Below are 26,467 nucleotides of genomic sequence, written 5' to 3'. Positions count from 1 at the left end.
CTTAGCCCTTCACACCAGCAGTTACGTTTTCGAGGACAACGGCCAGGCCCTGGCCCACGCCGATGCAGATCGCGGCGACGCCCCAGCGCTGCCCGGAGGCCTGCAGGGACCGGGCGAGGGTGCCGAGGATCCGGGTGCCGGACGCGCCGAGCGGGTGGCCCATCGCGATCGCGCCGCCATGGCGGTTCACGATCGAGGCGTCGATGCCCCAGACGTTGATGCATGCCAGGGACTGCGCGGCGAAGGCTTCGTTAAGTTCGACGGCGCCCACCTGGTCCCAGCCGATGCCCGCCTTCGCGAGGGCCTTGTTCGCCGCCTCCACCGGGGCGTAGCCGAAGTACTGCGGGTCGTTGCCGTGCGCGCCGCGGCCGGCGATGCGGGCCAGCGGTTCCAGCCCGAGCAGCCCGGCGGCCGCTTCGGAGCCGATCCAGGCTGCGGAGGCGCCGTCGTTCAGCGGGGACGCGTTGCCGGCAGTGACGGTGCCGTTTTCGGTGCGGAAGACCGTCTTCAGCCCGGCAAGCTTCTCCGCCGTGGAACCGGGACGGATGCCCTCGTCCCGCACGAGGTCAGTGCCCGGGACCGAGGCGACCAGGTTGTCGTAGAAACCCTCATCCCACGCCGCGGCCGAAAGGTTGTGGGAGTTCGCCGCGAACTCGTCCTGCGCCTGCCGGGTCACACCGTACTTTTCGCGCAGCCGCTCCGTAGCCTCACCATTGGATATGGTCCACTCCTTGGGCATCGCCTTGTTCACCAGGCGCCAGCCCAAAGTGGTGGAAGCCAATGTCATGTCCCCGGCCGGGTAGGGCTTCTCCGTCTTCGGCAGCACCCACGGGGCGCGGGACATCGATTCGGCGCCGCCCACCAGCATCAGCTCGGCGTCGCCGGCGTTGATCTGGCGCGAGGCAATGATCGCCGCGTCCAGCGAGGAACCGCACAGCCGGTTCACGGTCGTTCCGGGAATGGACACCGGAAGGCCGGCCAGCAGGGTTCCCATCCGGGCGATGTTGCGGTTCTCCTCGCCCGCGCCGTTGGCGTTGCCGAAGATCACCTCATCGATCCGCTCCGGATCCAGGGCGGGAGCGCGCTTCACGGACTCCTTGATCACATGTGCAGCAAGGTCGTCCGGGCGGACGGCGGCGAGGCCGGAACCGAACTTGCCGAACGGGGTGCGCACGGAGTCGTACACAAAAGCCTGGTTCATGGTTTTTCCTTCGTTGACGCGAACAGAGGTTGCGGGGGTTAGGCTGCCGCAGGCGCGGCCTTGCGCGGAGTCGGCTGGTACGCCAGAAATTTCCAGGTCTCGCCCTCTTTGATCCATACCGAGAGTGCGCTGTTGGCAAGCGTCTTGTGAGTTCCGTTGACCGTGAGGTCCGCGTTCATCTGTCCCAGTACGAGCGCGGTGTCCCCGATCAGGACGATGTCTTCGATGGGGTGGTCGATCCGGTGGTACCTGTAGTAGCCCTTGCGAAGCTTCTCCAGGTAGCTGCTCAGCGTGTCACGATCACCCAGTGAATGGGTGTAGACCAGACGCTGGTGGCATAGATCCTCGAAGGCGTCGTAATCACCATCGACCACGGCTTGGTAGCGCTTTTCTTCCAAGGCTACAATCTTGTCTTTTTCGGCTGCAGTGGCGTTATCCACGGAGCACTCTCCTTGCTCAAAATGTTGGCGACTATAGGCCACGAGTCTGATTCCGCCTGCTGTCCACGCCCAACGCTGCTTCTTCACGACGTTAAGCCGGGCCTTCGTTAGGGAAAGCCAAACCTGAGCTGATGATTCTTGGCCCAGCCTCATTCCAAGGTAAGCGAAGCTAGCTTCTTCGTCAACTGATAGTTGACACAATTCGCGTGTCTGGTTGTGCGGCAGAGCCTGCGACCAGCATTCTCTTACCGCGCATTCAGTAGAGGAACGGCCTTAGTTCGTAGGAGAACGCGCTTTCTTAGGACTCCTCCGTGGCGCGTTGACCGACAGCCGTTGGTTTACACAAATAGTGCACATGTAATCTTTTACTTGACACCTGTGTGTTAAATCACTTAACGTCGTCCTCGAACCAATCAAACGGAACGAGGTCAACGTGGTCCTTAATACCGAGCAGTAGGCAAGTAACAGAGGATTCATGACTGACTGGACACTCACTCTTCCCGACCATGTCATCGTCACGGGCACAGCCAGTGGGTTGGGCCTGGAATGCGCGAAGGCACTGCTGTCAGCGGGAAGCCACGTCTTCGGTGTCGACCTCGGAGGCAGCCCCGCAGAGTTGACGGACCACCCCCGGTACCAGCACATCGTCGGCAACGTCGCAGAAGAGGCGACCTGGCAGGAAGTAGCCAAAACGGCCACTGCCGGCGCCAACGGATTACTGGGGCTGATCGCCGCAGCAGCGATCCTTGGTGTCGGCACGCTCGAGGAAGAGACGCTGGAGTCGTGGAGGCGGACCTGGGAAGTGAACGTCCTCGGCAACGTCATCGCCCTCAAAACGCTGATGCCGCACCTGCAGAAAGCGGTGCACGCCTCCGTGGTCGTGGTCACCAGTGTGGACGCCCACTTCGCGGAGCAGCAGCTGGCGTCCTATGCGTCGTCCAAGGCCGCCCTCACCACATTGCTTTGGACTACGCCCGCACGGGCATCCAATTCAATCTGCTGGCACCGGGGCCCATGCGGGCGGGACTCTTTGAACGCCACCTGGCCTCGGCCAGTGACCCGGAGAAATTCCTGGCCACCCGTGAGGCGCGGCAGCCCCTCAGGCGCATTCCAGGAGCGGATGAAGTCGCCAATTCGGCACTTTTCCTGCTCTCCAAGGAGTCCTCGGCCGTCTTCGGCACCACTGTTATAGCTGACGGGGGCTTGACCACCGGTTTTGATTTCCGGACGGGCTCCGAAGGCTCTTCCGCGCATCAGAACTAAAGCACCACAGGAACACCGAACCATCGAAAGGTACTACTCATGGAACTGGAACTGACCGGCAAAAAGGCCGTCATCACCGGCGCTGCCTTGGGCATTGGCCGTGCCACCGCCCTGCTGCTCACCGCCGAAGGAGCCACGGTGGCTGCCCTGGACATCGACAAGTCGGCTCTGACCGAACTTGAGGCACTGGCCGCTGACCACCCTGGCCGGATCGTCCCGACCGTTGTTGACTTCACCCAGGCCGAAGCAACGAACAACGCAGTTACCGAGGCCATCGACCAGTTCGGCGGCCTGGACCTTCTCATCAACAACGTCGGCTCGGGAGCAGTCCGGACCTTCGAGCAGATCACCGACGAGGACTGGGCGCTGACCATGGAGTTGAACTTCATGAGTTACGTGCGCGCCATCCGCGCCGCCTTGCCTGCCCTGCGCGAGTCAGCGGCCCCGTGCATCGTCAACAACGCATCCGATCTCGCACGCCAGCCTGAGGCCCAGCCTGTCGACTACTCCGCCAGCAAGGCTGCCGTCCTGGCCTTGACGAAGTCCATTGCCCGCGCAGAGGGCCCGAAGATCCGGGTCAACGCCGTGGCACCGGGACCCATCTGGACACCGTTCTGGACCAAGCCGGGCGGCTTCGCTGACACGTTCGCAACCCTGCACGGGATGGAACGCCAGGCAGCCGTCGAACACGAAATGAAGCTGCGCCAGCTGCCCCTGGAACGGCTCGGCACCCCGGAGGAAGTAGCACGCGTCATCGCGTTGCTCTGTAGCCCGGTGACCAGCTTCGTTACCGGTTCCGTCTGGGGCGTGGATGGCGGCAGCATCCGTGGACTCATCTAACCTTCAGCCCGCCCTGGATCGGAAGGAGCACCACGTGCCCGATCATCATTCTTCAAACGAACAGGAGATCCTGTCCCTCGAAGACCGCCGCTACGAGGCCGTGCTTAGGTCTGACTTCGACGCCTTCGCTGAACTTTGCCATGAGGACCTCGTCTACGCTCATTCAAACGGGGAACGCGATGACCTGAGGAGCTACATAGACAAGTGCCGGCAGGGTGTGTACGTCTATCACCGGATCGATCATCCGGTGGAGCAGGTCAAAATAGTGGGCGATGTAGCCCTCGTGATGGGAGAAATGCACGCTGATCTGACCATCCGGGGCACACGTACCGCATTGGACAACACCGCCCTGGCCGTGTGGATCCGCGTGGGTTCATCCTGGAAGCTGCTGGCCTATCAGCCGACGCCCAAGCCTGGGCAGGCTGCCCTCGGTCAGGAAGGCACAACCGCCTCCGCGGGCTCAGCTGTCTAAAGCGACCAGGCCCGCAAAACCAAAGAGTGCCGGCGACACCCGTCGCCGGCACTCTTTTGACGTCTACCGCGTCCACGTCTTGGCAGGCGGACCAATGCTGCGAGCGTGCCTGCTTGTATTCCCCCGGTTGACACTCACAAAACAACTTCCGCACTGACGGCACGACACGTCCATGCCATGAAAGGGGAGGAACGCTAAGAGTGGGAGTGTTCCATCGTCGCAGAGTCCTCACCGTTCGATCCCTGTCCGGCCCTGGCCAGGTCGAGGGGATGGGCGAAGCCCTGACGGCCGACCACGGCCCAGATGGCGACACAGTCTTCACCGGAGGTGTTGCTGAGACGGTGCGGCACGTTCGAATCGAAGTTCATGCTGTCTCCAGGCCCGAGAACATCGCTATCAAAAGCGACCTGGACGTTGAGCCGGCCGGAAAGGATATGGATGTACTCCCATCCGGGGTGGCGCATCAGGGCGTCCGCGGCGCAGGACTCGCTCCCCGGGCCGTACGTAACCCGCAGGAACTCGACCAAAGGGTCCGCCCGTTCGGTGAGCCGCTCCCAGCGGACGCCCCCCATGTTGATCTCTGGACGGTCCCCGGCCCTCTGGATTCCCGGGATTGCCGTGCCCGCAGACGGGGCCACGACGGAAAGGCCGGCCAGCCCGCTGACAGTCGCATCAACGGCCGCGCCATTTCCTTGCGGGCCGGGAGCCGGGTGTTCACCACTCATGAGCGTGTCCAAGGACAGGCCAAGCTCCGAAACGATGGTGTACAGGGTTCCGATAGAAGGGACGGCACGGCCCAGTTCGACCTGTGACATAAAACTCGCAGAGATACCGACCCTGCGGGCGAGCTCCCTAAGGGATATCTTCGCCTTCGTCCGGGCAGCCCTGAGCTGACTGCCCAGCTGGGCACGACCCTCCTGGGTAACCGGTGCAGTGGCTTGAATGCTCATCCTCGGCCTTTCCGGCGATCCAGTCCGTCAAAAGAAGGGACCGCTGATTTGTCTGTCCACCAACGGGCCGGGGAACCAGCCCATAGATGTACAGTGCGCGTACACACAAGTTTAGCTTCTCGACTGCATCATTGCCCAGACTTCACAGTTATTACGCCGGAATGGATCATTGAAGGGTGCGGAGTGGCGGATTGTAAAGTGATATGTGCTGTATTACTTGACACTGTGCGGTGTATCACTTTACACTTGAAGGGTGATGAAGCCGCGAGAGCTGATAACGGCGGGGATTTCCCCGGCCGGTCGGCGCAGCGGCCAAAGCTTCCGGAAGCGCCGGACTCGAAGTCGAGGACGGGCAGCACCGGAGCCAGAGTTCCACTGTGTATGTCTACCTTCTAATTAGGAGCAAATGATGGTGCAGGATCGCAAAGGCGCCTCCGCATTCAAACTGAGCCGCCGCCACATTGGTGTCGCCGTGCTCGCCGGCGCCACGTTGGCGCTCTCCGCCTGTGGCGGAGGTGCGTCATCGGGAAGTGGTGATGCAAAGCCCACCGTTGGCTTCTCAGCCGGTGTCCTCGACAATCCTTTCACGGCAGGTCTGGTGGACTCCGTCGTTACCGAAGCCAATTCGAATGGCCTGAACATGCTCCCGGCGTCCAATGCCGAGGGCGACCCCGCCAAACAGGTGACCGACATCAACACCCTGATTTCCCAAAACGTGAAAGGCCTGGTGACCATACCCCGGGACAGCGATGCCATCATCCCGGCCATCCAGGCCGCTAACGCCGCAAACATCCCCGTCGTGACCGTGGACACCGCAGCCAATGGCGGCAAGATCTACATGAACATCAGGGCGGACAATGTTGCCATGGGCACCAGCATCTGTGAACAGATCGGCAAGCTGACTGGCGGCAAAGGCACGGTCCTGGAACTGCACGGCGCGCTGTCAACGACGTCCGGCTTCGACCGCGACAAGGGCTTCAGCGACTGCATGAAGTCCAAGTTCCCCGGGATCTCAATCATCAAGAAGGACACCAACTGGGAATCCGCGAAAGCTGTGGAAAACGCCCAGACAGTTCTGAGCACCTCCAAGGTCGACGCTGTCTTCCTCGCCAGCGACTCCGTCATGCTCTCCGGCGTGCAGACCGTAATGGAAGGCCAGGGCAAGTGGGTTCCCGCCGGACAGCCCGGCCACATCCCGCTGGTCACCATTGACGGTTCGAAGGGATCCCTGGACGCCATCCGCTCGGGTCACGTTGACGCTGTTGTTTCCCAGCCCGTGGACCTCTACGGCAAGTACGGCGTCCAGTACCTCAAGGACGCCATCGCCGGCAAGGAATACAAGGTCGGCCCGTCCGAGCACGGCAGCGAAATCGTCGATTACAAGGGCAACCTTGCCGACATGCTTCCGTCCCCGGTCATCACCAAAGACAACGTTGACGACCAGAACCTCTGGGGCAACAAGAAGTAGCCTCCTCCCGGCCGAGTAGGGCCAGGGTGAAGACTGAATTTGAGAAAGGGTGACATCGTGGTCACAGCCAATATCCAGAACGCCATCGAGATCCGAGGGCTGCAGAAGTCCTTCGGATCGACCCAGGCGTTGACAGATGCCAACCTGATCGTCCGTTCAGGCGAATCCCGGGCCCTCCTCGGCCGCAACGGCGCCGGAAAGTCCACCTTGATTGCGATGCTTACCGGTCTGGTGACTCCGGACGCCGGCAGCATCCACATCCAAGGCGCCAACGGTGAAGTCACCGAAGGCCCGGGATCCGATTCCATCGCCTGCGTGTATCAGAAAAGCACCCTCGTGCCGGAGCTGACGGTGGCGGAAAACATCAGCCTGGGTGCATACCCACGCAAGCGGTGGGGGAGCGTGGACTGGCCCGCGATCCGCAGGACGGCCACCGACCAGCTCAAGGACTGGGGTTACGAGCGCATTGTCGACAAAACAGTCGCTGACCTGGAACCGCTGGAAAAGAAGATCGTCGAAGTATGCCGGGCACTGTCCCGGGGACCGCGGATCCTCCTTCTGGACGAACCGACAGCCGGCCTGGACGAAGGAGCATCCCATGAACTCTTCGCCCAGATCAACAGCCTGCGCCAGCGCGGGGTCACCGTTATTTACGTGTCCCACCATCTGGAGGAAATCTTCAAGGTCTGCGACTCTGTCACCATCCTGCGTGACGGACGCGACGTCCTGACCGCACAGACGGCGGACCTTACGGTCAACCGGATCGTCAACGTCATGGCCGGAGTAAGCGAGGAAGAAGCTGCCGCGGCAAAGAAAGAGATTGCCGTCGAGCACCGCCGCCAGGACCAGTTGGGCGAGACGCGCCTCACCGTAACCGGCGCCACCGTCGGCTCCCGCGTCCTGGCAGCCAACCTGACGGTCCGCGCCGGGGAATGCGTAGGCCTCACAGGCCTCGACGGGGCAGGACACGTCCAGCTGGCACAGGCCATAGCCGGCCAGCTGGCACTGGATAACGGCACCGTTGACCATAACGGCCACACCCTCGGCCAGGGAAACGTCATCAAGACCATCAACGCCGGTGTGGGCTTTGTTCCCGAAGACCGCCACGTCAACGGCTACGTCCCGGAACTGTCCGTTGAAGAGAACGCCACCCTGACGATCGTTGACCGGCTTCGCGGCCGCGGCGGCCTCATCAGCCCAGGCCGCCGCCGCGCACGCTTCACGGAACTCTCCGGGGCCTGGGCCATCAAATGCGACGGACCTACCCAGGCCGTCGAAGAGCTCTCCGGAGGCAACCAGCAGAAGGTCGTGCTTGCACGGGCCCTGGCTTCCAACCCGGACACACTTGTCCTCGTCCACCCCACCGCCGGTGTGGACGTGACGGCCAAGGAATCCATCTACGAATCCCTCCGGGCACTGCGCGACAGCGGACGGTCCTTGCTGATCGTCTCCACCGACGACACCGACCTGGAAATCTGCGACAGGGTGATCGTCATGTACAAGGGCGAAATCCACGCCGAACTCAACGCCGGCTACGAAGAGTGGGAGCTCGTAGGCGCCATCCAAGGGGCGGAGGCAGCGGCATGAAAATGTCCACGCCGTCCCTGCAGCCCACGACCACAGAGTCAAAGAACCAAGGAGAAAGTCCAATGTCCACGCATACCCCGACCGTTGCGGGTACGCCGACCAGCCGCCGGCCCCTCAACATCATCGACCAGGCCCGCTCGTCCGGCTGGGCCCGTGAGCTCGCGCTGCTGCCCGCCATTATTTTGGCGATGGTGATCGGGGCCATCCTGTCCCCGCAGTTCCTTACGGCGAACAATCTCCTGAACAATGTCCTTGTCACCTCTGCTGTGCTCGGGATCGTGGTGATCGCTGAAAGCATCATCCTGATCTCCGGATACTTCGATTTGTCCCTCGAATCCGTCGTGGGCCTGGCCCCGATGCTTGCCGTCTGGCTGGTCCTGCCCGCCGCGGTCGGCGGCTCCGGCTTTGGATGGTCGCCGTGGGGTGCGTTCGCTGCGATGTTCGTCCTGAGTATCGTCATCGGACTCATCAACGGGTTCCTTGTCGGCAAGCTGAAGCTCAACGCCTTCATGGTCACCCTCGCCATGCTCACCCTGCTCCGCGGCCTGACCATGGGCCTGTCCGGTGGCAAGACGCTCTCGGGGCTGCCTGCTGAATTCCTGGCCCTTGGCAACACCAAGTGGTTCGGGATTTCCATCCAGATCTGGCTGTTTGCGATCTTCCTGGTCGCCGCCGCAGTCTTCATGCGCAGCCACCCGGTCGGCCGCAAGCTCTATGCCATGGGCGGCAACAACGCTGCCGCTGCAGCAGCAGGCATCAAGACGCTGCGTCTGACCATCGGAGTATTCGTCGCCGGTGCCATTATCGCCGCGTTCGCCGGGCTCATGCTGACCGGCCGTATCGCGTCCGTGACCGCCAACCAGGGAGACGGGCTCATCTTCACTGTGTTCGCAGCAGCCGTCATCGGTGGCATCAGCCTCAACGGTGGCAAGGGATCGATGATCGGCGCACTCAGCGGCGTACTGCTGCTGGGCATCATCCAGAACATCCTGGTCCTGTCCCAGGTGCCCTCATTCTGGATCAAAGCCATCTACGGCCTGATCATCCTCAGCGCACTGATCTTCAACTACTTCGCCGGGTCTCGACGGACCCGCCGCGTCGTCTAACCAATCCCGGCACTTTTGAAAGCAAGGAGCACACGCCGTGAGTTCACCATCCTTTGACGGAAAGGTCGCAATCGTCACCGGCGCGGCCAGCGGCATCGGCCACGCCACAGCACTGGCACTGGCGGCACAGGGTGCGACCGTCTACGGAGCCGACATAGCCGCCGGTGACGCAGCTGACGAAACCATCCAGTGGCGGCGCCTCGACGTCGCCGAAGAAGACGGCTGGAAGGCACTTACGGAAGAAGTGCTCCAGGCGCACGGCCGGATCGACGTCCTGGTCAACAACGCAGGCCTGGTCGGATCGTACGAATCGATCACGGATATCGACATTCAGGACTGGCACCGGATCATCTCCATCAACCAGACCGGTGTCTTCCTGGGAATGCGCTCGGTCGCACCGGCCATGCTGGCGCAGGAATCCGGATCCATCGTGAATGTCTCGTCCATCTGGGGACTTGTCGGAGCAGCCGGCGTCGCCGCCTACCAGGCATCCAAGGGTGCGGTGACCATGATGACGAAGAACGCCTCCGCCACGTGGGCGGCGCAGGGGATCCGCGTGAATTCGGTCCACCCCGGTCTGATCACAACTCCCTTGACGGAAAACCAGGATCAGGCGATTTCCGATGATCTGATTGCCAAGACACCCATGCACAGGGCAGGGAAGGCGAGCGAAGTCGCCGATGCGATCGTCTATCTCGCCTCCGACAAGGCCTCGTACATCACCGGCGCGCAGCTCGTTGTCGACGGCGGATTCACCAGCATCTGAGCACCCCTTACCAGCCGCCCCAGCTCCAAGGAAGGAACAGCACCATGAGCACGGACCTCGGCCCCGGAACACTGACTGCCGCTGTTATCGACAGTTTCCGCAATACCCCGGATGACCGGCTTCGGACCATCCTGACCAGCCTTACCATCCACCTTCACAACTTCGTCAGGGAGATCGAACCCACGATCGAAGAATGGGAAACCGCCATCAACTTCCTGACCGCCACAGGCCAGAAGTGCGACTCCGTCCGACAGGAGTTCATTCTCCTCTCCGACGTTCTGGGCGTGTCCATGATGGTGGAAACCCTCAATGACGCCGAAACCCCTGACGCCACCGACTCCACCGTCCTGGGCCCGTTCCACATGGTCGAATCCCCACAGCGTGAGCTCGGCGAGAACGCCTCCCCGGAAAGCGAAGGAGACATCTGCCTGGTCAGGGGCCGCATCCTCTCTGTCACCGGTGAACCTGTCCCCAATGCCGCCATCGACATCTGGCAGGCAAACACCAAGGGCTTCTACGACGTTCAGCAACCCGGCATCCAAAGCATCGGCAACGGCCGCGGCCTGTTCACGTCCAACGCCGCCGGAGAGTTCTACTTCCGCAGCGTCATCCCCAGCTATTACCCGATCCCGACAGACGGGCCTGTCGGGGACCTGCTGCACGCGACTGACCGGCACCCGAACAGGCCGGCGCACATCCATTTCATCGTCACCGCGCCGGGTTTCCGGGAACTGACGACCCACATTTTTGTTGCCGGCAGCGACTACATCGACTCAGACGCCGTTTTCGCCGTGAAGCAGAGCCTGATCGCCGAATTCGTGCCCAACACCTCAGAGGCCGATGCAGCCCGCTATGGGCTCACCTCACCGTTCATGGAGGCAGTGATTGACATTGTCATCCACCCCGACCTCGTCGACCCGGACATTATCAACACGGCAGTGATGTCCCCGTCCACTGCACGGATTATCGAAGCACAGGAGAACACCCGATGAAGGATTTTCAGTACCAGGCCCTTCCGATGCGCGTCCGCTTCGGAGCAGGCTCGCTTGCCTCACTTAACGACGAAGTCGTCAGCCTTGGCCTCAAGCGTGTCCTGGTCCTGGCTACACCCTTCCAGGCGGACATGGCCGAAAGGGTTTCACAACAGCTGGGCGAGCTCAGCGCCGGCGTGCATGCAGAAGCTGAAATGCATGTGCCCATCGAATCCGCCCACAAAGCGCGTGAAGTAGCTGCTGCTGCCCAGGCCGACGGGTACGTTGCGGTCGGCGGCGGGTCCACCACCGGCCTGGGCAAGGCCATCGCGCTGGAGTTCGGCCAGCCCATCATTGCCGTACCCACAACCTACGCGGGCTCCGAAATGACGCCGGTATGGGGCCTGACCGCCGACGGCGAGAAAAAGACCGGACGCGACTCCAAGGTTCTGCCCACCAGTGTCATTTACGACCCCGAACTCACCGTGTCCCTCCCGGTGAAGATGTCGGTCACCAGCGGATTCAATGCCATCGCCCACGCCGTGGAAGCGCTGTACGCGCCGGACGGTTCGCCCATCATCTCCCTGATGGCCGAGGAGGGCACCCGTGCCCTGCTCGAAGCGATGCCGAAGATCGTCGAAGACCCGTCCAATATCGAAGCGCGATCCGATGCCCTGTACGGGGCTTGGCTCTGCGGAGCTACTTTGGGTGCGACGACCATGTCCCTGCACCACAAGTTGTGCCACACGCTCGGTGGGACCTTCAACCTTCCCCACGCTGAAACCCACACAGTGGTGCTTCCCTATGCCCTGGCCTACAACGCCCAGCACGCCCCGCAGGCGATCGCCGCCCTGCAGCGCGCCACCGGGGCAGACAACCCGGCGGCCCACTTCCGGAAACTGAGCCTCTCCCTCGGTGCGCCGGCGTCCTTGGCCGAGCTGGGCCTGAAGGAATCCGACATCGACAAGATCGTTGAAATCGCCACCAGGAACCCGTATGCCAACCCGCGGGAAGTGACCCCGGAGGGTATCCGGGAACTCGTCACTGCCGCGCTTCACGGCGACGACGTCTAACAGCGTCCTCGTTCCTGCCCGTTGCCTGAACCTACAGAAAGAACACAACATGTCTGAGACCGTCAACGACGTGCGTTCGGTGCCCGCAGCACCTCCGCTGGGGACTGTGCCGGCCGTCCTGGTCCGGAAAGACGCGGGCGGCGCCGTCACAGTCGAACCCGGCACCGCAGCTGTCACTGCACCCAAGCCCAACGAGCTCCTGGTTAGGCCTGCTTACGTGGGGGTGTGCGGTACCGATATCGAGATCCTGCACGGCAGCATGCCGGAGACCTTCAAGATCAATTACCCGCACGTCCTGGGCCATGAATGGTCAGGCATTGTCGTGGAAGCCGGCGCTGCTGTTGAAGGATTCCACCCGGGGGACCGCGTTCTCGGGCACGGACATCTGGGCGGCAATGACTGGTTCGGGGTCACCCATGATGGAGCCGCCGCTGAACTGTTCACCGTTCCGGCCGACATGTGCTTCCACATCCCTGACGAGGTGGACATGCTCACGGCCGCGGTTATTGAACCCTTCGCCTGCGTATTGAACGGACTTAAGAAGATCGGTGGCATCAGTGCTGCCGACACGGTCCACGTGCACGGGCTCGGAGCAATCGGTCTGAACGCAGTGATCCAGGCTGTTACCGCAGGAGCGGAAGTGGTCGTATTTGATCCGAGCCCACTTCGTCGGGAAACGGCGATGAAACTGGGAGCTACGGCTGCCGTTAATCCGGTCGAAACCCCGGACACCACCGCTGCTGCAGCAGCAGCCATGGGGCGGCCCTTCGCTGACGTCGTCATCGAAGCGTCCGGCAACTCCGCGGCGCAGGCAGCAGCCCTTGAAAGCGCAGACCACAACGGACGCGTCCTGCTCATGGGCGTCTCCACGCCAAAATTTGCCCCTGCGCGCCTGGGCCTGGTCCAGGAACGAAACCTCTTGATCACCAGCTCCACCGGGGCGCCGGTAGCAGTATGGCCCGCAGCAATCCGCTATGTGGCAAACACCCGCCTCAACCTCGGTGAGATCGTCTCCACCGTCGTCCCGTTCTCCCGCGGAGACGAGGCCCTCCAAAGGGCACAGGATTCAAGCCGGGAAACGAAGGTCATGCTTGCTCCGGATGCCACCAACGCCGACGGCGTGGCCGCCTCCTCAACCCACGAAGCCAACTAACAAAGGACGAACGTGAACGACACGAACATCATTGAGAACCGGGACCTCCTGGCCTCCTGCTGGACCTGGGCAGGAAACGCAGCACCGCTTCGGGGCGATGAGACAAGCCCGATCGACGTGCGCACCCGGGTTGAGGCTGCCGCCAAGGCCGGCTGGAAGGGACTGGGCTTTATCCACGCCGACCTTCCCGAGATTGAAAAGACCATTGGTCTCAAGGGGCTCCGCCAGCTGCTGGACGACAACGGCATCGTCCACGTCGAGATGGAATTCCTCGCGGACTGGTGGAAGACCGGCCCCGAACGCGAAGAATCCGATCGCTGGCGTAAGGTCCTGTTCAACGCTGCAGAGATCCTCGGCGTCAAAACCATCAAGATCGGCGCCGAACTGGCCCTGGAAGGCGAACCAGCGCCTGTCGATGAAACCGCGTTCCACCAGGAATTCGACCGGCTCGCCACCCAGGCCGGGGAAGTGGGCACGCGCGTCGCTTTGGAGCCGATGCCGATGAACAACCTCAAGACGATCGAAATCGGCGCGAAGTTCATCAGCGAGGTCAACAACCCGCACGGCGGGCTCACCGTTGACACGTGGCACACCAGCCGCGGCGGCACACGCTACGAAGACCTGGCCGCCATTCTGCCCATGGACAAGGTCTTCATCGTTGAGATCGATGATGCCCGTAAGGACGTCAGGGGCTCGCTGTGGGAAGACACCATCAATGAGCGTCTGTACCCCGGTGAAGGTGACCTCGACACGGTTGCCTTTGTCAAAGCCATTCATGAAGCCGGATGGCGCGGACACTGGGGCGTGGAAATCCTCGCGGAATCCCACCGCCTGCTGCCGTTGGATCAGGCATTGGCACGCGCCCACGATTCAGCCGCGGCGACACTGGAGGCAGCGTCCCAACTGATCGCCGCGGAACAGTCCGAAAAGGTCTAACCCGAGCTGATCCACACTAAGCCTGGCCCACGCGCTACCCGGCAGGGGTGGCGCGTGGGCCGGACCGCACTGAGCACAGAAGAGAAGCAGAACACCATGAGCGCACCAGCCCCCGAGGCACGATCGGATGCTGCCATCCAGCTTGGGATGCGTCTCCGTGACGCCCGGCAGAGCGCTAAGCTCTCCGTACGCGAGCTGGCGCGCCGTGTGGACGTTTCCGCCAGCCTCGTCTCACAGGTCGAGCTGGGCCGGACAACACCGTCTGTCGGAACCCTTTACGCCCTCGTGTCAGCACTGGGCTTGTCCCTTGATGCGGTAATGCAGGATGCGGGGCAATTTCCATCGACAGGTACCAGTCTTCGGGTTGTTGAAACTCCAGCCGACAATGAGGACGGGCAGCCTTGGTCATCCGAAGGTGCGGTGACACCTCTGGTGCCTTCTACAGGGAGTAACGAACTTCCCGGACTCCTGGAAGCGAAGGACCGTCCAAAACTCCGTGTCGATGGTGTCCTCTGGGAGCGACTCACCGCTGAGAACGACCCCAACGTGGAACTGCTCCGCGTCACGTACCGAAGCGGCACCGAATCATGCCCGCCGGACAACCTCATGCGGCACGGGGGACACGAATACTTCCACATCCTTGAGGGAAGACTCAACGTGGAGGCCGGCTCCTCCGCGGGAACCCTTAGCGCCGGTGACAGCATCAACTTCGTCTCTTCCGCTCCTCACCGGCTCAGCAATCCTTTCAACGAAGATTGCATCGCAATTTGGGTGGTGGTCGGCCGGCGAAGCCATCAGCCGGACAAGTCTGTCTCACCGGTCGCATAACCCTGGCGGAGACTGCCCGTTCGCAGCGGATTTACGCTTTGGCTCTGCATGCATACAACACAAATCAGCAGCTGAAAGAGAGCGACACCTGCTCTCACGGAATATGGAACGGAGTCCCCAGTTGAATTCTTCATCCACTCGCTACCGTTGGCGGGGACCTTCGGGTGAGGCGCAGCCAAGCACTGCGACCACTCCTGTCCACTGGAACGAACTGAGCCCGGGCGACCTTGTGTTGGTGCTGTCCGGGAAGACTTCGCACACCGGAACGGTCGACACCGTATCCGCTGACGGCGAGTACCTGTGGCGGCTCCTGAGCGACGGCACGGGCCGCCGCCTGTTCACCAAAACCGAGGTTCACAGGACCTACGCCGATCCGATAGACCTGGCCAAGCGCTCAGGACCAGACCTTTGAATTCACTCACTTCACTTTGGGGAGGACGATGAAAATGCTGCTCAACCTCTTTTCGGTTCTGGTCGATGGGGCCGGTTACGGAGGCGACGGCAACGCGTCGTCCCATGACCCCAAAGAGGCGGGGTTCCCCCAGGGAGTCCTTGCATCCTTCGCTTGGGAAGGCTGGTGGCAGGAGGAACCGGATAAAGTCGCGGCGCCGGCGGCAAGCCGCGCCCTGCCACACGGCACTGAAAATCAACTGCTGACGGAATAGGGCACCTCGCCTGGAGCACAATCCGGTGAGCCGCCCGGACCGACCATGACCGATGCCTTGTTACAAGAACCGATAGGAGACAGCCCGTTGGAACCGCTCGTAGTAGGACTCCTGGGAATCACCCACCCGCACGCTTCCGCACGGGTTCGTGCCCTCCGCGAAATCGAGGGCGTCGAGGTTGTGGCCGCCGCAGACGACGATCCGCGGCTGCAGTACTTCACCGACAAGTACGACATGGAGCCCCGCGACATCGACGGAGTGCTCGAGGACGGGCGCATCAACGCAGTCATGGTCCATTCCAAGAGCAAGGACATGGTCCCCCATGCCCTGCGGGCCCTTGCCGCCGGAAAATCTGTCGTCGTCGAGAAGCCGGGCGGCGGAACTGTCGATGACCTGCTGAAGCTGGCCGAGGCGGAGATCCTGGCTGCTCCGGGGTTGGTAGTCCAGGTCGGCTACAACGTTCGCCTGGCGCAGTCGGTCACTCGGGCAAAGGAGCTCATAGACGCCGGGACCATCGGGAATGTGGTCAGTGTGTCGGCCAGAGGTGCCGCCCTGGCCGGTGAGCATCTCACTGCACATCTAAATCAGCCGGCGGACATGGGAGGGGCGCTGTGGATCATCGGGTGCCACATGATCGATTCCCTGGTCAGCATGTTTGGGGTCCCCGAGTCCGTCAATGCACGAGTTCGCAAGTCCGCGATGCTCTCCGACGAGTCGAGCCGCGAGGACTCCGCGGCTGTGCTGCTGAATTATTCCGATATATCCGCTACGTTCAGCTTCGACAGCCACGACCGTCTCGAATGGTTCGAAAGCTCAGGTATATCCGTCTACGGCACCGCTGGAATGATCGAGATCGGCGTCCTTCCCCAAAGGCTGAGAGTCTACGTCGAGAAGGACCGGGCTGGTTGGTCAGCCGGCTGGACCGAATGGACGCAGAGCTATTTCACTCCGCCGTTCGCCCGTACTGATGCGAACAAGTTCTCTGAGCTGCCCGAGTTGGAGAACATCAGCAATTTCCGCACGGAAATGCGTGGATGGGTCGACAGCATCCGCACTGGTGCACCTGTGGTGGCACCCGTCAAGGATGCCCTTGCCGTGGCGCGGATTATCGACGCCAGCTACCGGTCCGAGAAAGAGCTGGGGGCATCAGTTCAAGTGGCTCAGGCGTGATACTGGACGCGGAGCCCACAATATGACAGCCGTTCGCTGGGGGAGTGCTCACCACCGCCCGCATCGCCCAGGACAAGTGCCTAGCACTGTGTAGCCCATCCCGACCTCGTCGCGGAACAGCCGGGAGAGCGTGCGCTCGTTCGCCCCGACCCGGCGGCCGAGCTCGGCCAGGCCGGGGGAAGTGGTGCGAGGATCCATTCCAGGTCGGCCGGATTCAGCGCGACATTGTGGAGCCGGCGACTCCACTGCGGCAACGGAACTCAACAACTAGTGAGCATGTGGTGATCACAGCGGTTGTGCCTAATTGTGCGGTAATCGCAGGCGCGTTTTCTGCTCGTGTATGAGGACATCACGACCCTTTTACACCCACCTCCGGGAGCAGGCAAGACGATGCACGATCGGTGGGGCGGCGAATTTCGCCCGATCGCGATGATGCTGCGCCGTGGTGACCTTTTCGAGCCTGCCCACTTGGACTCCCGGGCGACAAAATTTCGGGAGACAATCGGCGGCGCACTGTTGACGGCGGCCTCCGCCGGACACGGGTCTTCGTAACCGAGCTCGAGCCCGCGTCCCACGCGATGATCATCCATGTGCCCGATTTCTCGTCCGTCAGACGGACGCTGGTTGGTTGAGCGAGCACGATGCGACCTGGGCCCATGCCGACCCACCTCGTTCTTGAACGTTCGTCAGTCACCTCCTCTCAGATGGTCTCTCGGAAGTGCGTTATCGTCCTCCGGTCAAGCTCGGCACGGTCGACTTGATCGCCGTGCCAGGGGCCCATTGAATGCCGAGAACCTTGCCTGAACAGGGGAAACACGGGCCTGAACCGAGCCACCTCCTCTTTTAACATTCACTGGCGCCAACTGCAGCCTGATCCTAGGGGCCCTGCTGCTGGCGGCCCGCAGCCTGCGCCTGGCCAGGCTGCCGGCTGCCGCATTCGCCTTGGCCGGACTCGGCATGTTCGTGCTGATGGTGGGCCCGGACGCCAGTGTCCTGAGGGCTTCGCTGATGGGCGCGATCGCCCTGGCATCACTGGCTGGTGGAAGAGCCGGGAGGGGGCTGAGCTTCCTGTGCCTGGCGGTCATCGCCCTGCTGCTCATCGATCCTGCCCTGGGTACCAGTTTTGGATTCCTGCTGTCTGTGTTGGCCACGCTGGGGATCATCGTGCTGGGACGGCGCATCACGGAGTGGGTTCCACACCCGGTCCCGCGCTGGGCGGCCGCCGGGATCGCAGTGCCCCTGTCCGCCCAGCTGCTGTGCGGACCCGTCATCGTGGTGCTGCAACCACAGTTCGCCACGTACTCGCTGCTGGCCAACATGCTCGTGGCGCCGCTGGTGGCACCGGTCACCATCCTGGGGACGGCTGCCGTGCCGTTGGTGCCGCTCCTGCCGTGGCTGGCCACCGCACTGATCGGCATGGCCGGCCTCTTCGCAACGGGGGTGGCCTGCATCGCCAGGTTCATGGCGGGCTTGCCGGGCGCGGCCCCGCCCTGGCCCGAGGGCCCGTTCGGATTGCTCACCATGGTGCTGTTCTCCGTCCTGACTGCGCTGGCAGTCTGGGTGGCGGCCCATCCCGCCGGAACCATCCGTCTGGTGCTGGCTGCCCACCACCGGACAGCCTGTGTGCTTGACCGGATACTGGAAGGAAAGTCCACGCAGCCCGGCCCTCCTCGCAGGAACGGCCGCGGCTTGGTGCAGCCGTTGCGCCGTGGCAGGCTCACGCTCGACCGCCACCTTGATGCCGTAGTCCGGATCGATGAATGAGTAGACGATGGCGTACGAACCTTCACCGATCATTTTCAACGGAGCAGCTGTCTCCTGCTTTTGCAGGCGCATCGATGTCTCAGGTCTGGTGAAGACTGGCTGATACTTGATCAACGGGATGGGGATGAAATCCTCGGGCACAGCACTACCACCGCTCGACGAAAGCCATGGCTTGCACCGTTCGAGACCTGCGAAATACCCTGCGGAGAAGACGACCTCCACACCAGCGCTTTTCATGGTCCTACTAGGGCTCGCGTTGAAAACCGATACTGCCCCCTAAGGGGCCTGCAGCCTCGACCAGACTTTCGCGAGAATACTGGGGGACCTCCAAGTAGCATTCCGACGGGTTCGGGCTGTATTGAGGCCACGTTTGACCTCGCACCTTAGTGATGAGCTACGACCATGCAACTACTGCTCGAAGCTTGCGAGCGAGCTGTAGCCCGTTCACGGAGGGGGCCTTAGTTCCTTATTTTGCCGAGCAATCCCTAGTGGGGATGGCCATCACGCAGCGGCTCAATGGAGAATAGCGCCATGGGCGGATCGATGTACGAGCGCAGGGACTCCGTCCCACACCACTCCTCCCTCCGTGACCGCATGAGGGCGGAACTCGAAGCCTTTGGCCCCTATGCAGTCCGCACAGACACACAGGGAAACGAGCCTGGCAGCGTATCCACACCCGTAAGGCGAGGTACAACCGGAGAGACGGTGGTTGCACGCTTCGCCATCGCGTCAGGACCGGGCGCCGGAGCCGACGCACCCGAGTGCCTGGCGACCTTCAAGCCCGATCGACCCGGCCCCTATCACGCCGCATTCCTCATCACAGCCCTCGCCACCGAGATGACCGAGTTTGCCAGGAGACGGTTGCTCTCGGCTCTTGCCGATACCCTCAGATCTATTCGCTTGACGCAAGGCAGCCCGCACCACGTGAACGTCGACGGCGACCGCGTCCTCGGTTGGGCCCTGTTCGCGAACGGCGCAACTGGAATAGCCTGCGAACACCGTGACCGGGTATTCATGTGGCTCGGGACGGAGCAAGCGGTCATACCCGAATCGATCTATACAAAGACCGTGGGCGGTCTCCGTATGAGCGGACGCATTCTTTGAGTCCAACCTAGGCCCGGCGCTGCTCATCCCAGAGGTTCCTTTGTCTGCCCCTCTGGCCACGCTACGCCCGCGTCTCCACATCCAGTGACCGCCTGTCTCCCGAGCGCTGAGTCCCCTGTCTCCCACAGGGCACAGGGCTCGGCCTCTTCACATGCGGGGATGGCTTCAGATCCAGCCGTCTGAGACGCCCGGGACTGGTGCACCGCGACCATCTGGGCCGCGCTCATCCCCCTCAGGTACCCCTCGGCTGCCTGCGCGGCGGTGATCCCCGCGTCGGCGAGCCTCATCAGGTCGCGCTCGTCCGGCAAGGCTGACAGCCCTGCCGCCCGCGAGGCCCCCGCCAAGACGTCCGCCCCGAACAGAATCAGGCGCCGCTCGATGTCCAGACCACGCCTCTCGCCGTGGGCGGCACGCGAGAGGCCGTCGGCAAGCCTCATGGTGCGTGCATCCCGCGGGATCTGCGCGGCGAAGTCGCCGCCATGCCGTACTGCGAGCCGGTAGACCCCCTGCTTGACCTCGTTCGGGGTCGCCCGGCCGATCCCGAACCGCTCGATCCAGCCGCTGATGTCCTCGGCCCGGACCGGCTGATCTGCACCCGACTTCAGGCTGGCCAGCAGCCCACTGAGGGTACCCTCGTCGTCCTCGGCGTCGAGGAACCGCGAGATGCCGATCTGGAGGATGTCTCGCAGATCGATCCTGCGCTCCTGCGCGGCGGCCCAGACCGTCTTGTTCCTGCGGAGCTTGCCGAGCAGGTCCTCCCCCAGCTTCTCCTCGAAGCCCTCCGGGTCGTCATAGAAGGACAGGGGGGAGTGCTGGAAGCGGTCGAGCACCTCCGAAGGCATCGCCGCCCAGCGGAGCGCGGCCTCCGCGGCGTCGTGGTTGTCCTCGACGAGATCGTCGAGCCCTTGCTCTTCGAGGAACGCGACGGCCTCGTCCGCCGTGGTGATCCCCGCGTCGANCGGAGCTTGCCGAGCAGGTCCTCCCCCAGCTTCTCCTCGAAGCCCTCCGGGTCGTCATAGAAGGACAGGGGGGAGTGCTGGAAGCGGTCGAGCACCTCCGAAGGCATCGCCGCCCAGCGGAGCGCGGCCTCCGCGGCGTCGTGGTTGTCCTCGACGAGATCGTCGAGCCCCTGCTCTTCGAGGAACGCGACGGCCTCGTCCGCCGTGGTGATCCCCGCGTCGAGCAGGGCCACGGCGGTCTCCGGGGACGCCACGCAGAGGACCTCGCAGAAGTTGTATGGAGTGGCCGTGAACTCGAACTCGGCCTTGCGCCCCCCGCGGCTCGTCCGCTTCGTATTGCCCGGAACGGCCTTGACCAGCGGAGCGCGGCCTCCGCGGCGTCGTGGTTGTCCTCGACGAGATCGTCGAGCCCYTGCTCTTCGAGGAACGCGACGGCCTCGTCCGCCGTGGTGATCCCCGCGTCGAGCAGGGCCACGGCGGTCTCCGGGGACGCCACGCAGAGGACCTCGCAGAAGTTGTATGGAGTGGCCGTGAACTCGAACTCGGCCTTGCGCCCCCCGCGGCTCGTCCGCTTCGCGAGGGCGTCCAGCAGGCTGTTGCCACTCGGGAGGTCGCGAGCGTACGTCTCCACGACGCGGCGGTGCACATCGTAGGACGGAGCGTCCGGGAACCTCCTCCCCGGCACGGGATCGCTGCCCATACGTCCGAGACTAGACCTTTCCCCCGTCGTAGGTCCTCGGGACGGGAAGAACAGGCGCCGCTGTACCCCGGGCGTTTCCCAGGCAGTTTCACGGCGTCGCTGTCACAGATCGGGCGCGGGCGGTGTCTTCATGTCGTAGGACCCAGAACCGACCGCAGGAGGAGACATGACCACCAGGATCCCGGCCGCAGAAATCACCGGTTTCTACGGCGCACTCATCAAGAAGTTCAGCGCGAAGATGTTCGGCAAAGTCCCGGAATCGCTGGGCGTCATGTGGCACAACCAGCCCGTTCTCAAGGCATCCATGGGCTTCGGACAGAAGCTGCAGAAGTGGAACAGTTGCGATGAGTCGCTGAAGTCCTACGCTCACATGGCCGTGGCCTCCTTCATCGGCTGCACTTGGTGCCTGGACTATAACTACTTCATGGCGCACAACCACGGCCTGGACCTGGAGAAGGCCCGGCAGATCCCGTGCTGGCGCGAGTCCGACGTCTTCACGGCGCTCGAGCGGGACGTCCTGGAGTATGCCGAGGCCATGAGCGCCACGCCCGTCTCGGTGACCGACGGACTGTCGGCGCGGCTGCTCGAGCAATTGGGCGCGCCGGCGCTGATCGAACTGACCAGCGTCATCGGCTTCGCTAACCTCACGACCCGCGGCAACGTGGCCCTCGGCATTGAATCCGAGGGATTCGCGGATTCCTGTGAGCTGAAGCCGCTCGCAGTGCGCAGCGGCCACGGGGTAGCCTGAGCGGCATGAGCAGCCTCGGCGCCACTGACAGGCCGGACCCCTTCGTCGCCCACCGCAGCCTGCTCTTCACTGTCGCCTACGAGATGCTCGGCTCCGCCGCGGATGCCGAGGACGTGGTGCAGGAGGCCTGGCTCCGGTGGGCTGAACTAGGCCCCGACGTCCGCGCGGGGGTCCGCGACCCGCGGGCCTACCTCGTTCGTACCGTCACCCGCCAGGCGCTCAACCGCCTCCGCACGCTGTCACGGCGGCGGGAGGATTACATCGGGGAATGGCTGCCCGAGCCCCTGCTCACCGTGCCGGATGTCGCCGAGGACGTGGAACTGGCCGAAAGCGTCTCGATCGCCATGCTCACGGTTCTCGAGTCGCTCACCCCTGTGGAGCGGGCGGTCTTCGTACTGCGGGAGGCTTTCGACGTGCCCTACGAGGAGATTGCCGAGGCCGTGGGCAAGTCAGCGGCCGCCGTGCGCCAGATCGTCAGCCGTGCGCGCTCTCATGTGGCCGCCCGGCGCCCCCGCATGCGCGTGGAGCGCAGCGAGCAGCAGGAAGTCGTCGAACGGTTCCTGACGGCGGTCACCACCGGGGATGTGCAGGGCTTGATGGACGTGCTGGCGCCTGACGTCGTACTCATCGCCGACGGCGGCGGCGTCGCGCAGGCCGTTCGCGTGCCGGTGTACGGTGCGAAGAAGGTGACAAATCTGCTGCGGTCCTTCCCAGAGGCCGCGCTCAACCCGAAAATCGCTCTGCTCTGGCTCAACGGCGGCCTCGGCATCCGGATCGACGACGAAGCAGGCGGTCCGTCACTCATCAGCCTGGTGGTGGAGGACGGCAGGATCGCACGGATCTTCGCCATGCGGAACCCGGACAAGCTCGGCCACTTGGAGGAGGAGACCCGGCTGGCGCGTTAGCCGCTCAGACCCTCCATAGCGATCTCGGCGCCAGTCGGCGTGGCCTCGTACAGATGGTCTTGTTGTCCTTGTCATAGAATTCCCAGGGAGCATTGGACGGATCTAAAGCAACTGTCAATGTTCCATCGCTTTCACTTCCGAGGGAAGTAGGGTTCGGGCGGCCTCGTTGACTTGTATCGATTCGTCACCACCGGTAGGGCTCAAATTTGTGCTGGGCCCAGCTTGACTGCCCCCGCAGCCTGACAGGGTCAAGGCCAGCAGTGAGGCCGCGCCCACAATTTTGAGGTAATTGGTCACAGCATTCTCCTAAGTCTCAGAATTGGGAAGGTAAATGCGCGAGATCAGTGATCACTGAATTTAGAATCGAACTAGCGTCGGGAAACGTCAATAGTCCGATTGTCGTCCGGCCAAGTCTCTCAAGATGGGGCAGCGGGGTTGGGCATGGGCCCGAAATCCAGGTCAAGAGCGGGCGAATCCAGATCATCGACGGCAGAGAGAGCTGCGTGGGCGCGCACGGGCCAGCACTAACCGGACTGGACGGCGTGAGAAGTAGGCGTGACTGGATACCCCGAGGAACGTTGGCGTTGCGAGGTTGAGCTGCGCCGATTAATTATTGGCTGCAGCACAAGGATCAGCAGTAGTCCTCGATTCCGGGCGGCAGTTATGGGTGCGCTGGTCCGGGCCCCGCGGGAGCGGGGATGTACCGGATGGCGGGACTGATTACGTTGTTCCGCTTCCATAGGCCGCCGCGGCGTGCTGGAGTGCTGTGGATACGGCGATGATGGAAGGGCGTTTCATCGACGCTTCGCGGCCGGCGAGTAGAATCGTTCTGCTCTGCATGCCGGGGGCGGTGGGGTATCTGCGGACGTTGGGTGCGGCTCCTGCGAGGGCCAGGCCGGGTAGCACGGCCACGGCGAGGCCGGCTTCGACGAACCGCAGATGGACAAGGACGTCTTCGGAAGAGCAGACGACTTGTGGGTCGAAACCGGCTTTCCTGCATTCGTTGGTCACCCAGGTTCTCGGGGCTGACTCTGCTGTTTCCACGGCCCATTTGGCGTCTGAGAGTTGGCTGATCATGTCTTTGTGCGGATCAAGGGTTTCCGCGAGGCCAGCGTCCATGGTGAGCCACAGGGGATCTTCCAGGATCCTCGTCGTCGTGACTCCTGGCGTGGAGGGAACGGGGATGCCGGGGTAGGACTCTGCGATGACGAGGTCGTATTCGGATGAGGCGAGGGCCGGCAGTGTTGTCTCCGGCTCGCCTTGTTCGAATTCAATGGTGAGCTGGGGGTGGAGGCGGCGCAGCTCTTTGAGGGCCTGGGGGACTATGGTCAGGGCTGCGGACTGGAAGGCCGCAATCCGGACCGTTCCGCGAGGCTGTTCCATTGATGTGGAGACGTCGGCTTCGGCCCGTTCGAGCAGGTCCAGGATCTGTTCGGCGTGGGCGACGAGGATCAGGCCTTGGGGCGTGAGCTGCAGGCGCCGTCCGGCGGGTTCGACCAGGGGCACGCCGACTTCTTTTTCGAGCAGGCGGACTTGTTGGGAAACCGCTGATGTGCTGTAGGAGAGGGCTTCGGCCACGGCAGAAAGGGTCTTGCGGTGATACAACTCCCGCAAGACCCTTAACCGGACGATGTTCAGCACATCCGTCCTCTCTGCCTGTTCATGGTGACCTCATGCGTTCGATAGCAACGAGTGCCGGTGTCAGGAGAACTCTACGATAAGTTCCACTTCGACGGGGGCGTCCAGGGGCAGCTCGGCGACGCCGACCGCGGAGCGGGCGTGCTGGCCCTTGTCACCGAAGACCTGGAGCAGGAGGTTACTGGCTCCGTTGATGACGGATGGCTGACCGTTGAAGCCGGGGGCCGAGGCGACGAAGCCGACGACTTTGAGGATGCGGGCGCTGTCGAGGTCACCGTGGGTGCCCGCCGCGGCCAGTGCGTTCAGGACGCAGGTGACGGCCAGTTCGGCGGCGTCGTCCGCACGAACCTGCGCACCGACCTTGCCCGTGGCGGTGAGCGATCCGTTCCGGAGGGGGAGCTGGCCGGACGTGTACACGGTGTTGCCCGTCCTGACGGCGGGGACGTAGCTGGCGACGGCTACGGCGACGTCGGGGAGTTCCAGTCCCAGTTCGGCGAGCCGTTGCCGGGTCTTGTGATGGGTGCGTGCTGCTGTTTCGGTGCTCTGGGTCATGGCTTCCTTTGTCATCGTGTAGTCAGTTGCAGAAGTTGGCGGCGGCCTGGGCGAGGATCCGGCTGACCCTGTCCAGGGAGTCCAGTTCGATCCATTCCGTGGCGGCGTGGGCGCCGCCGCCGTCGACGCCGAACAGGAGCCCGGGGATGCCGGCTTCGAGCATGAGCGCGGCATCAGTCCAGAAAGGTTCCCCGCGCAGCACCGGAACCTTTCCTGTGACTGCTTCCCCTGCAGAGATCACGGTCTGGACGATCGGGGCCCCGGCGGGAACTTCGAAGGGGTGCCGTTCTAGACCGCGGGTCAGGGTGTAGCGGAAGTCGGGATCTGTGGCCGCAATCGCGTCGAGGATGGCCCTCAGCTCGGTCTCGAAGGTGTCGGCGGTTTCCCCGGGGACGGTGCGGCGCTCCACGGACACGGTGCACTGGGCCGGGTAGCTGGAGATTTCCTCTCCACCGCGGATGAGTGATGCATGGACGGTGCCGGATCCGAGGATCGGGTGTGAGGGTCCGTTTTGGAGGGAGCTGGCCAGGTCATCGATTCCGGTCAGGAACCGTCCGGCCTTGGCGATCGCGTCAATGCCGAGATCCGGGCGGGAGCCGTGTGCGGCGACGCCGTGGACGGTGACGTCGATCCAGGCGAAGCCTCGGTGGGCGATGACGATGTCCTCGTGGCTGGGTTCGGAGATGATGGCGGCGTCTGCTGTGAAGTGCCGGAGGACTTCTTCGGTGCCGGCGCTGGCGAACTCCTCGTCCGCGACCAGTGCCACGATGATGTCGCCCCGATGTGGCTGGGCGGCTGCGGCGGATGCGGCGACCATCATCGCTGCGATGCCGGCTTTCATGTCGAAGGTGCCGCGGCCGTACATGCGCCCGTCTTCGATTTTCGGTTCCAGGGGCGAGCCGTCGTAACCGGCGAGGGTGACGGTATCGAGGTGGCCGTTGAACATTAGGCTCTGTCCGTTGCCGGTTCCCGGGGCTACCGCAACGATCGAGGGCCGGCCGGGGGTCGTTTCGAGCCGGGTGATTTCGAATCCCCGGGATTCCAGCCAGGACGCGGTGAATGATGCGATCGCTGCTTCGCCTGCCGCTCCCGGAACGAGTCCGGGACGTAGTGACTCATGTCAAGATGCTCGCGAAAGTGTTGTGCGTGCCTCATCTATTTGTGCTCGCGTGGATGCTGTTTCCAGGGCCCGTGTTTTTGCGGCGGCG

23 protein-coding genes and 2 pseudogenes are annotated in these 26,467 nt (G+C 63.2%); 19 read left to right on the top strand and 6 right to left on the bottom strand.

The features are described 5' to 3' along the window. Window position 1: 1 nt before the first annotated feature. A complete protein-coding gene (locus tag ASG92_RS16880) occupies window positions 2–1,201 on the bottom strand; it encodes a thiolase family protein (protein WP_056630698.1) in 1,200 nt (399 codons plus the stop codon). Window positions 1,202–1,239: 38 nt separating this feature from the next. Further along, window positions 1,240–1,641 carry a nuclear transport factor 2 family protein gene (locus ASG92_RS16875; protein WP_056630694.1) on the bottom strand — a complete coding sequence of 134 codons (402 nt, stop codon included), beginning with the start codon at window positions 1,639–1,641 and terminating at the stop codon, window positions 1,240–1,242. 475 nt (window positions 1,642–2,116) lie between these two features. Between ASG92_RS16875 and ASG92_RS27525 the strand changes: the two genes are divergently transcribed. The 3 genes from ASG92_RS27525 to ASG92_RS16860 all read left to right on the top strand — a co-directional run bounded on the left by ASG92_RS27525 (window position 2,117) and on the right by ASG92_RS16860 (window position 4,216). Next, complete coding sequence (locus tag ASG92_RS27525) at window positions 2,117–2,833, top strand: SDR family oxidoreductase (RefSeq protein WP_082579572.1); 717 nt, start codon at window positions 2,117–2,119, stop codon at window positions 2,831–2,833. Between the two features lie 110 nt (window positions 2,834–2,943). Further along, window positions 2,944–3,744: an SDR family oxidoreductase gene (locus ASG92_RS16865; RefSeq protein WP_056630690.1), complete on the top strand. Its 801-nt coding sequence runs from the start codon at window positions 2,944–2,946 to the stop codon at window positions 3,742–3,744. A gap of 34 nt (window positions 3,745–3,778) precedes the next feature. Beyond that, complete coding sequence (locus tag ASG92_RS16860; protein WP_056630687.1) at window positions 3,779–4,216, top strand: nuclear transport factor 2 family protein; 438 nt, start codon at window positions 3,779–3,781, stop codon at window positions 4,214–4,216. 194 nt (window positions 4,217–4,410) lie between these two features. Here the strand turns inward: ASG92_RS16860 and ASG92_RS16855 are convergent, their stop codons facing one another. Further along, window positions 4,411–5,166, bottom strand: coding sequence for an XRE family transcriptional regulator (locus ASG92_RS16855; RefSeq protein WP_082579570.1), 756 nt, complete (start codon window positions 5,164–5,166; stop codon window positions 4,411–4,413). 406 nt (window positions 5,167–5,572) lie between these two features. Between ASG92_RS16855 and ASG92_RS16850 the strand changes: the two genes are divergently transcribed. The 16 genes and pseudogenes from ASG92_RS16850 to ASG92_RS16765 all read left to right on the top strand — a co-directional run bounded on the left by ASG92_RS16850 (window position 5,573) and on the right by ASG92_RS16765 (window position 23,069). Beyond that, window positions 5,573–6,634 (top strand): sugar ABC transporter substrate-binding protein, encoded by a 1,062-nt coding sequence (locus ASG92_RS16850; RefSeq protein WP_082579569.1) that lies wholly within the window; start codon window positions 5,573–5,575, stop codon window positions 6,632–6,634. A 57-nt stretch (window positions 6,635–6,691) separates the two neighbouring features. Beyond that, on the top strand, window positions 6,692–8,221 hold the full coding sequence (locus tag ASG92_RS16845; protein WP_157372267.1) for a sugar ABC transporter ATP-binding protein: 1,530 nt from the start codon (window positions 6,692–6,694) through the stop codon (window positions 8,219–8,221). 62 nt (window positions 8,222–8,283) lie between these two features. Then, complete coding sequence (locus ASG92_RS16840) at window positions 8,284–9,327, top strand: ABC transporter permease (RefSeq protein WP_056630677.1); 1,044 nt, start codon at window positions 8,284–8,286, stop codon at window positions 9,325–9,327. A gap of 37 nt (window positions 9,328–9,364) precedes the next feature. Then, complete coding sequence (locus ASG92_RS16835; protein WP_056630674.1) at window positions 9,365–10,093, top strand: glucose 1-dehydrogenase; 729 nt, start codon at window positions 9,365–9,367, stop codon at window positions 10,091–10,093. Between the two features lie 44 nt (window positions 10,094–10,137). Further along, window positions 10,138–11,085 (top strand): dioxygenase, encoded by a 948-nt coding sequence (locus ASG92_RS16830; protein ID WP_082579568.1) that lies wholly within the window; start codon window positions 10,138–10,140, stop codon window positions 11,083–11,085. Continuing rightward, window positions 11,082–12,137, top strand: a complete 1,056-nt coding sequence (locus tag ASG92_RS16825) for a maleylacetate reductase (protein ID WP_056630670.1) — start codon at window positions 11,082–11,084, stop codon at window positions 12,135–12,137. Before ASG92_RS16830 ends, ASG92_RS16825 begins: the two co-directional genes overlap by 4 nt. A gap of 49 nt (window positions 12,138–12,186) precedes the next feature. Beyond that, a complete protein-coding gene (locus tag ASG92_RS16820) occupies window positions 12,187–13,290 on the top strand; it encodes a zinc-binding dehydrogenase (RefSeq protein ID WP_056630668.1) in 1,104 nt (367 codons plus the stop codon). A gap of 12 nt (window positions 13,291–13,302) precedes the next feature. Then, entirely contained in the window at window positions 13,303–14,226 is a 924-nt protein-coding gene (locus tag ASG92_RS16815) for a sugar phosphate isomerase/epimerase family protein (RefSeq protein ID WP_200952002.1), read from the top strand. Between the two features lie 96 nt (window positions 14,227–14,322). After that, window positions 14,323–15,054, top strand: a complete 732-nt coding sequence (locus tag ASG92_RS16810) for an XRE family transcriptional regulator (RefSeq protein WP_056630751.1) — start codon at window positions 14,323–14,325, stop codon at window positions 15,052–15,054. 121 nt (window positions 15,055–15,175) lie between these two features. After that, complete coding sequence (locus ASG92_RS28420; protein ID WP_157372266.1) at window positions 15,176–15,466, top strand: hypothetical protein; 291 nt, start codon at window positions 15,176–15,178, stop codon at window positions 15,464–15,466. A 34-nt stretch (window positions 15,467–15,500) separates the two neighbouring features. Beyond that, window positions 15,501–15,719: a hypothetical protein gene (locus ASG92_RS16800; protein WP_056630664.1), complete on the top strand. Its 219-nt coding sequence runs from the start codon at window positions 15,501–15,503 to the stop codon at window positions 15,717–15,719. 87 nt (window positions 15,720–15,806) lie between these two features. After that, window positions 15,807–16,889, top strand: coding sequence for a Gfo/Idh/MocA family oxidoreductase (locus tag ASG92_RS16795; RefSeq protein WP_200952001.1), 1,083 nt, complete (start codon window positions 15,807–15,809; stop codon window positions 16,887–16,889). Window positions 16,890–17,753: 864 nt separating this feature from the next. Then, window positions 17,754–18,653: pseudogene (locus ASG92_RS16790) on the top strand (ComEC/Rec2 family competence protein); the annotation flags it as partial. A gap of 531 nt (window positions 18,654–19,184) precedes the next feature. Next, window positions 19,185–19,757, top strand: coding sequence for a hypothetical protein (locus tag ASG92_RS16785; RefSeq protein WP_056630659.1), 573 nt, complete (start codon window positions 19,185–19,187; stop codon window positions 19,755–19,757). Between the two features lie 1,825 nt (window positions 19,758–21,582). Next, the gene (locus ASG92_RS16770) at window positions 21,583–22,164 is read left to right on the top strand and encodes a carboxymuconolactone decarboxylase family protein (protein WP_056630649.1); all 582 of its coding nucleotides are present in this window, start codon (window positions 21,583–21,585) and stop codon (window positions 22,162–22,164) included. A 5-nt stretch (window positions 22,165–22,169) separates the two neighbouring features. Beyond that, complete coding sequence (locus ASG92_RS16765; protein WP_056630646.1) at window positions 22,170–23,069, top strand: RNA polymerase sigma-70 factor; 900 nt, start codon at window positions 22,170–22,172, stop codon at window positions 23,067–23,069. 720 nt (window positions 23,070–23,789) lie between these two features. Here the strand turns inward: ASG92_RS16765 and ASG92_RS16760 are convergent. From ASG92_RS16760 to ASG92_RS16750, 3 genes and pseudogenes are all read right to left on the bottom strand, one after another. Continuing rightward, window positions 23,790–24,710, bottom strand: coding sequence for a LysR substrate-binding domain-containing protein (locus tag ASG92_RS16760; RefSeq protein WP_056630640.1), 921 nt, complete (start codon window positions 24,708–24,710; stop codon window positions 23,790–23,792). Window positions 24,711–24,770: 60 nt separating this feature from the next. After that, window positions 24,771–25,259, bottom strand: coding sequence for a RidA family protein (locus tag ASG92_RS16755; RefSeq protein ID WP_056630638.1), 489 nt, complete (start codon window positions 25,257–25,259; stop codon window positions 24,771–24,773). A 22-nt stretch (window positions 25,260–25,281) separates the two neighbouring features. Further along, window positions 25,282–26,340: pseudogene (locus tag ASG92_RS16750) on the bottom strand (ArgE/DapE family deacylase); the annotation flags it as partial. Window positions 26,341–26,467 lie beyond the last annotated feature (127 nt).

Source organism: Arthrobacter sp. Soil736, assembly GCF_001428005.1.
GTDB lineage: Bacteria > Actinomycetota > Actinomycetes > Actinomycetales > Micrococcaceae > Arthrobacter.
This window is presented reverse-complemented; position numbering and strand designations above follow the sequence as displayed.

Coding starts and splice junctions, on each gene's coding strand:
- ASG92_RS27525 (WP_082579572.1), top strand. CDS start 2,117: ATGACTGACTGGACACTCACTCTTCCCGACCATGTCATCGTCACGGGC.
- ASG92_RS16830 (WP_082579568.1), top strand. CDS start 10,138: ATGAGCACGGACCTCGGCCCCGGAACACTGACTGCCGCTGTTATCGAC.
- ASG92_RS16820 (WP_056630668.1), top strand. CDS start 12,187: ATGTCTGAGACCGTCAACGACGTGCGTTCGGTGCCCGCAGCACCTCCG.
- ASG92_RS16755 (WP_056630638.1), bottom strand. CDS start 25,259: ATGACCCAGAGCACCGAAACAGCAGCACGCACCCATCACAAGACCCGG.
- ASG92_RS16765 (WP_056630646.1), top strand. CDS start 22,170: ATGAGCAGCCTCGGCGCCACTGACAGGCCGGACCCCTTCGTCGCCCAC.
- ASG92_RS16770 (WP_056630649.1), top strand. CDS start 21,583: ATGACCACCAGGATCCCGGCCGCAGAAATCACCGGTTTCTACGGCGCA.
- ASG92_RS16850 (WP_082579569.1), top strand. CDS start 5,573: ATGATGGTGCAGGATCGCAAAGGCGCCTCCGCATTCAAACTGAGCCGC.
- ASG92_RS16880 (WP_056630698.1), bottom strand. CDS start 1,201: ATGAACCAGGCTTTTGTGTACGACTCCGTGCGCACCCCGTTCGGCAAG.
- ASG92_RS16825 (WP_056630670.1), top strand. CDS start 11,082: ATGAAGGATTTTCAGTACCAGGCCCTTCCGATGCGCGTCCGCTTCGGA.
- ASG92_RS16840 (WP_056630677.1), top strand. CDS start 8,284: ATGTCCACGCATACCCCGACCGTTGCGGGTACGCCGACCAGCCGCCGG.
- ASG92_RS16800 (WP_056630664.1), top strand. CDS start 15,501: ATGCTGCTCAACCTCTTTTCGGTTCTGGTCGATGGGGCCGGTTACGGA.
- ASG92_RS16785 (WP_056630659.1), top strand. CDS start 19,185: ATGGGCGGATCGATGTACGAGCGCAGGGACTCCGTCCCACACCACTCC.
- ASG92_RS16810 (WP_056630751.1), top strand. CDS start 14,323: ATGAGCGCACCAGCCCCCGAGGCACGATCGGATGCTGCCATCCAGCTT.
- ASG92_RS16865 (WP_056630690.1), top strand. CDS start 2,944: ATGGAACTGGAACTGACCGGCAAAAAGGCCGTCATCACCGGCGCTGCC.
- ASG92_RS16855 (WP_082579570.1), bottom strand. CDS start 5,166: ATGAGCATTCAAGCCACTGCACCGGTTACCCAGGAGGGTCGTGCCCAG.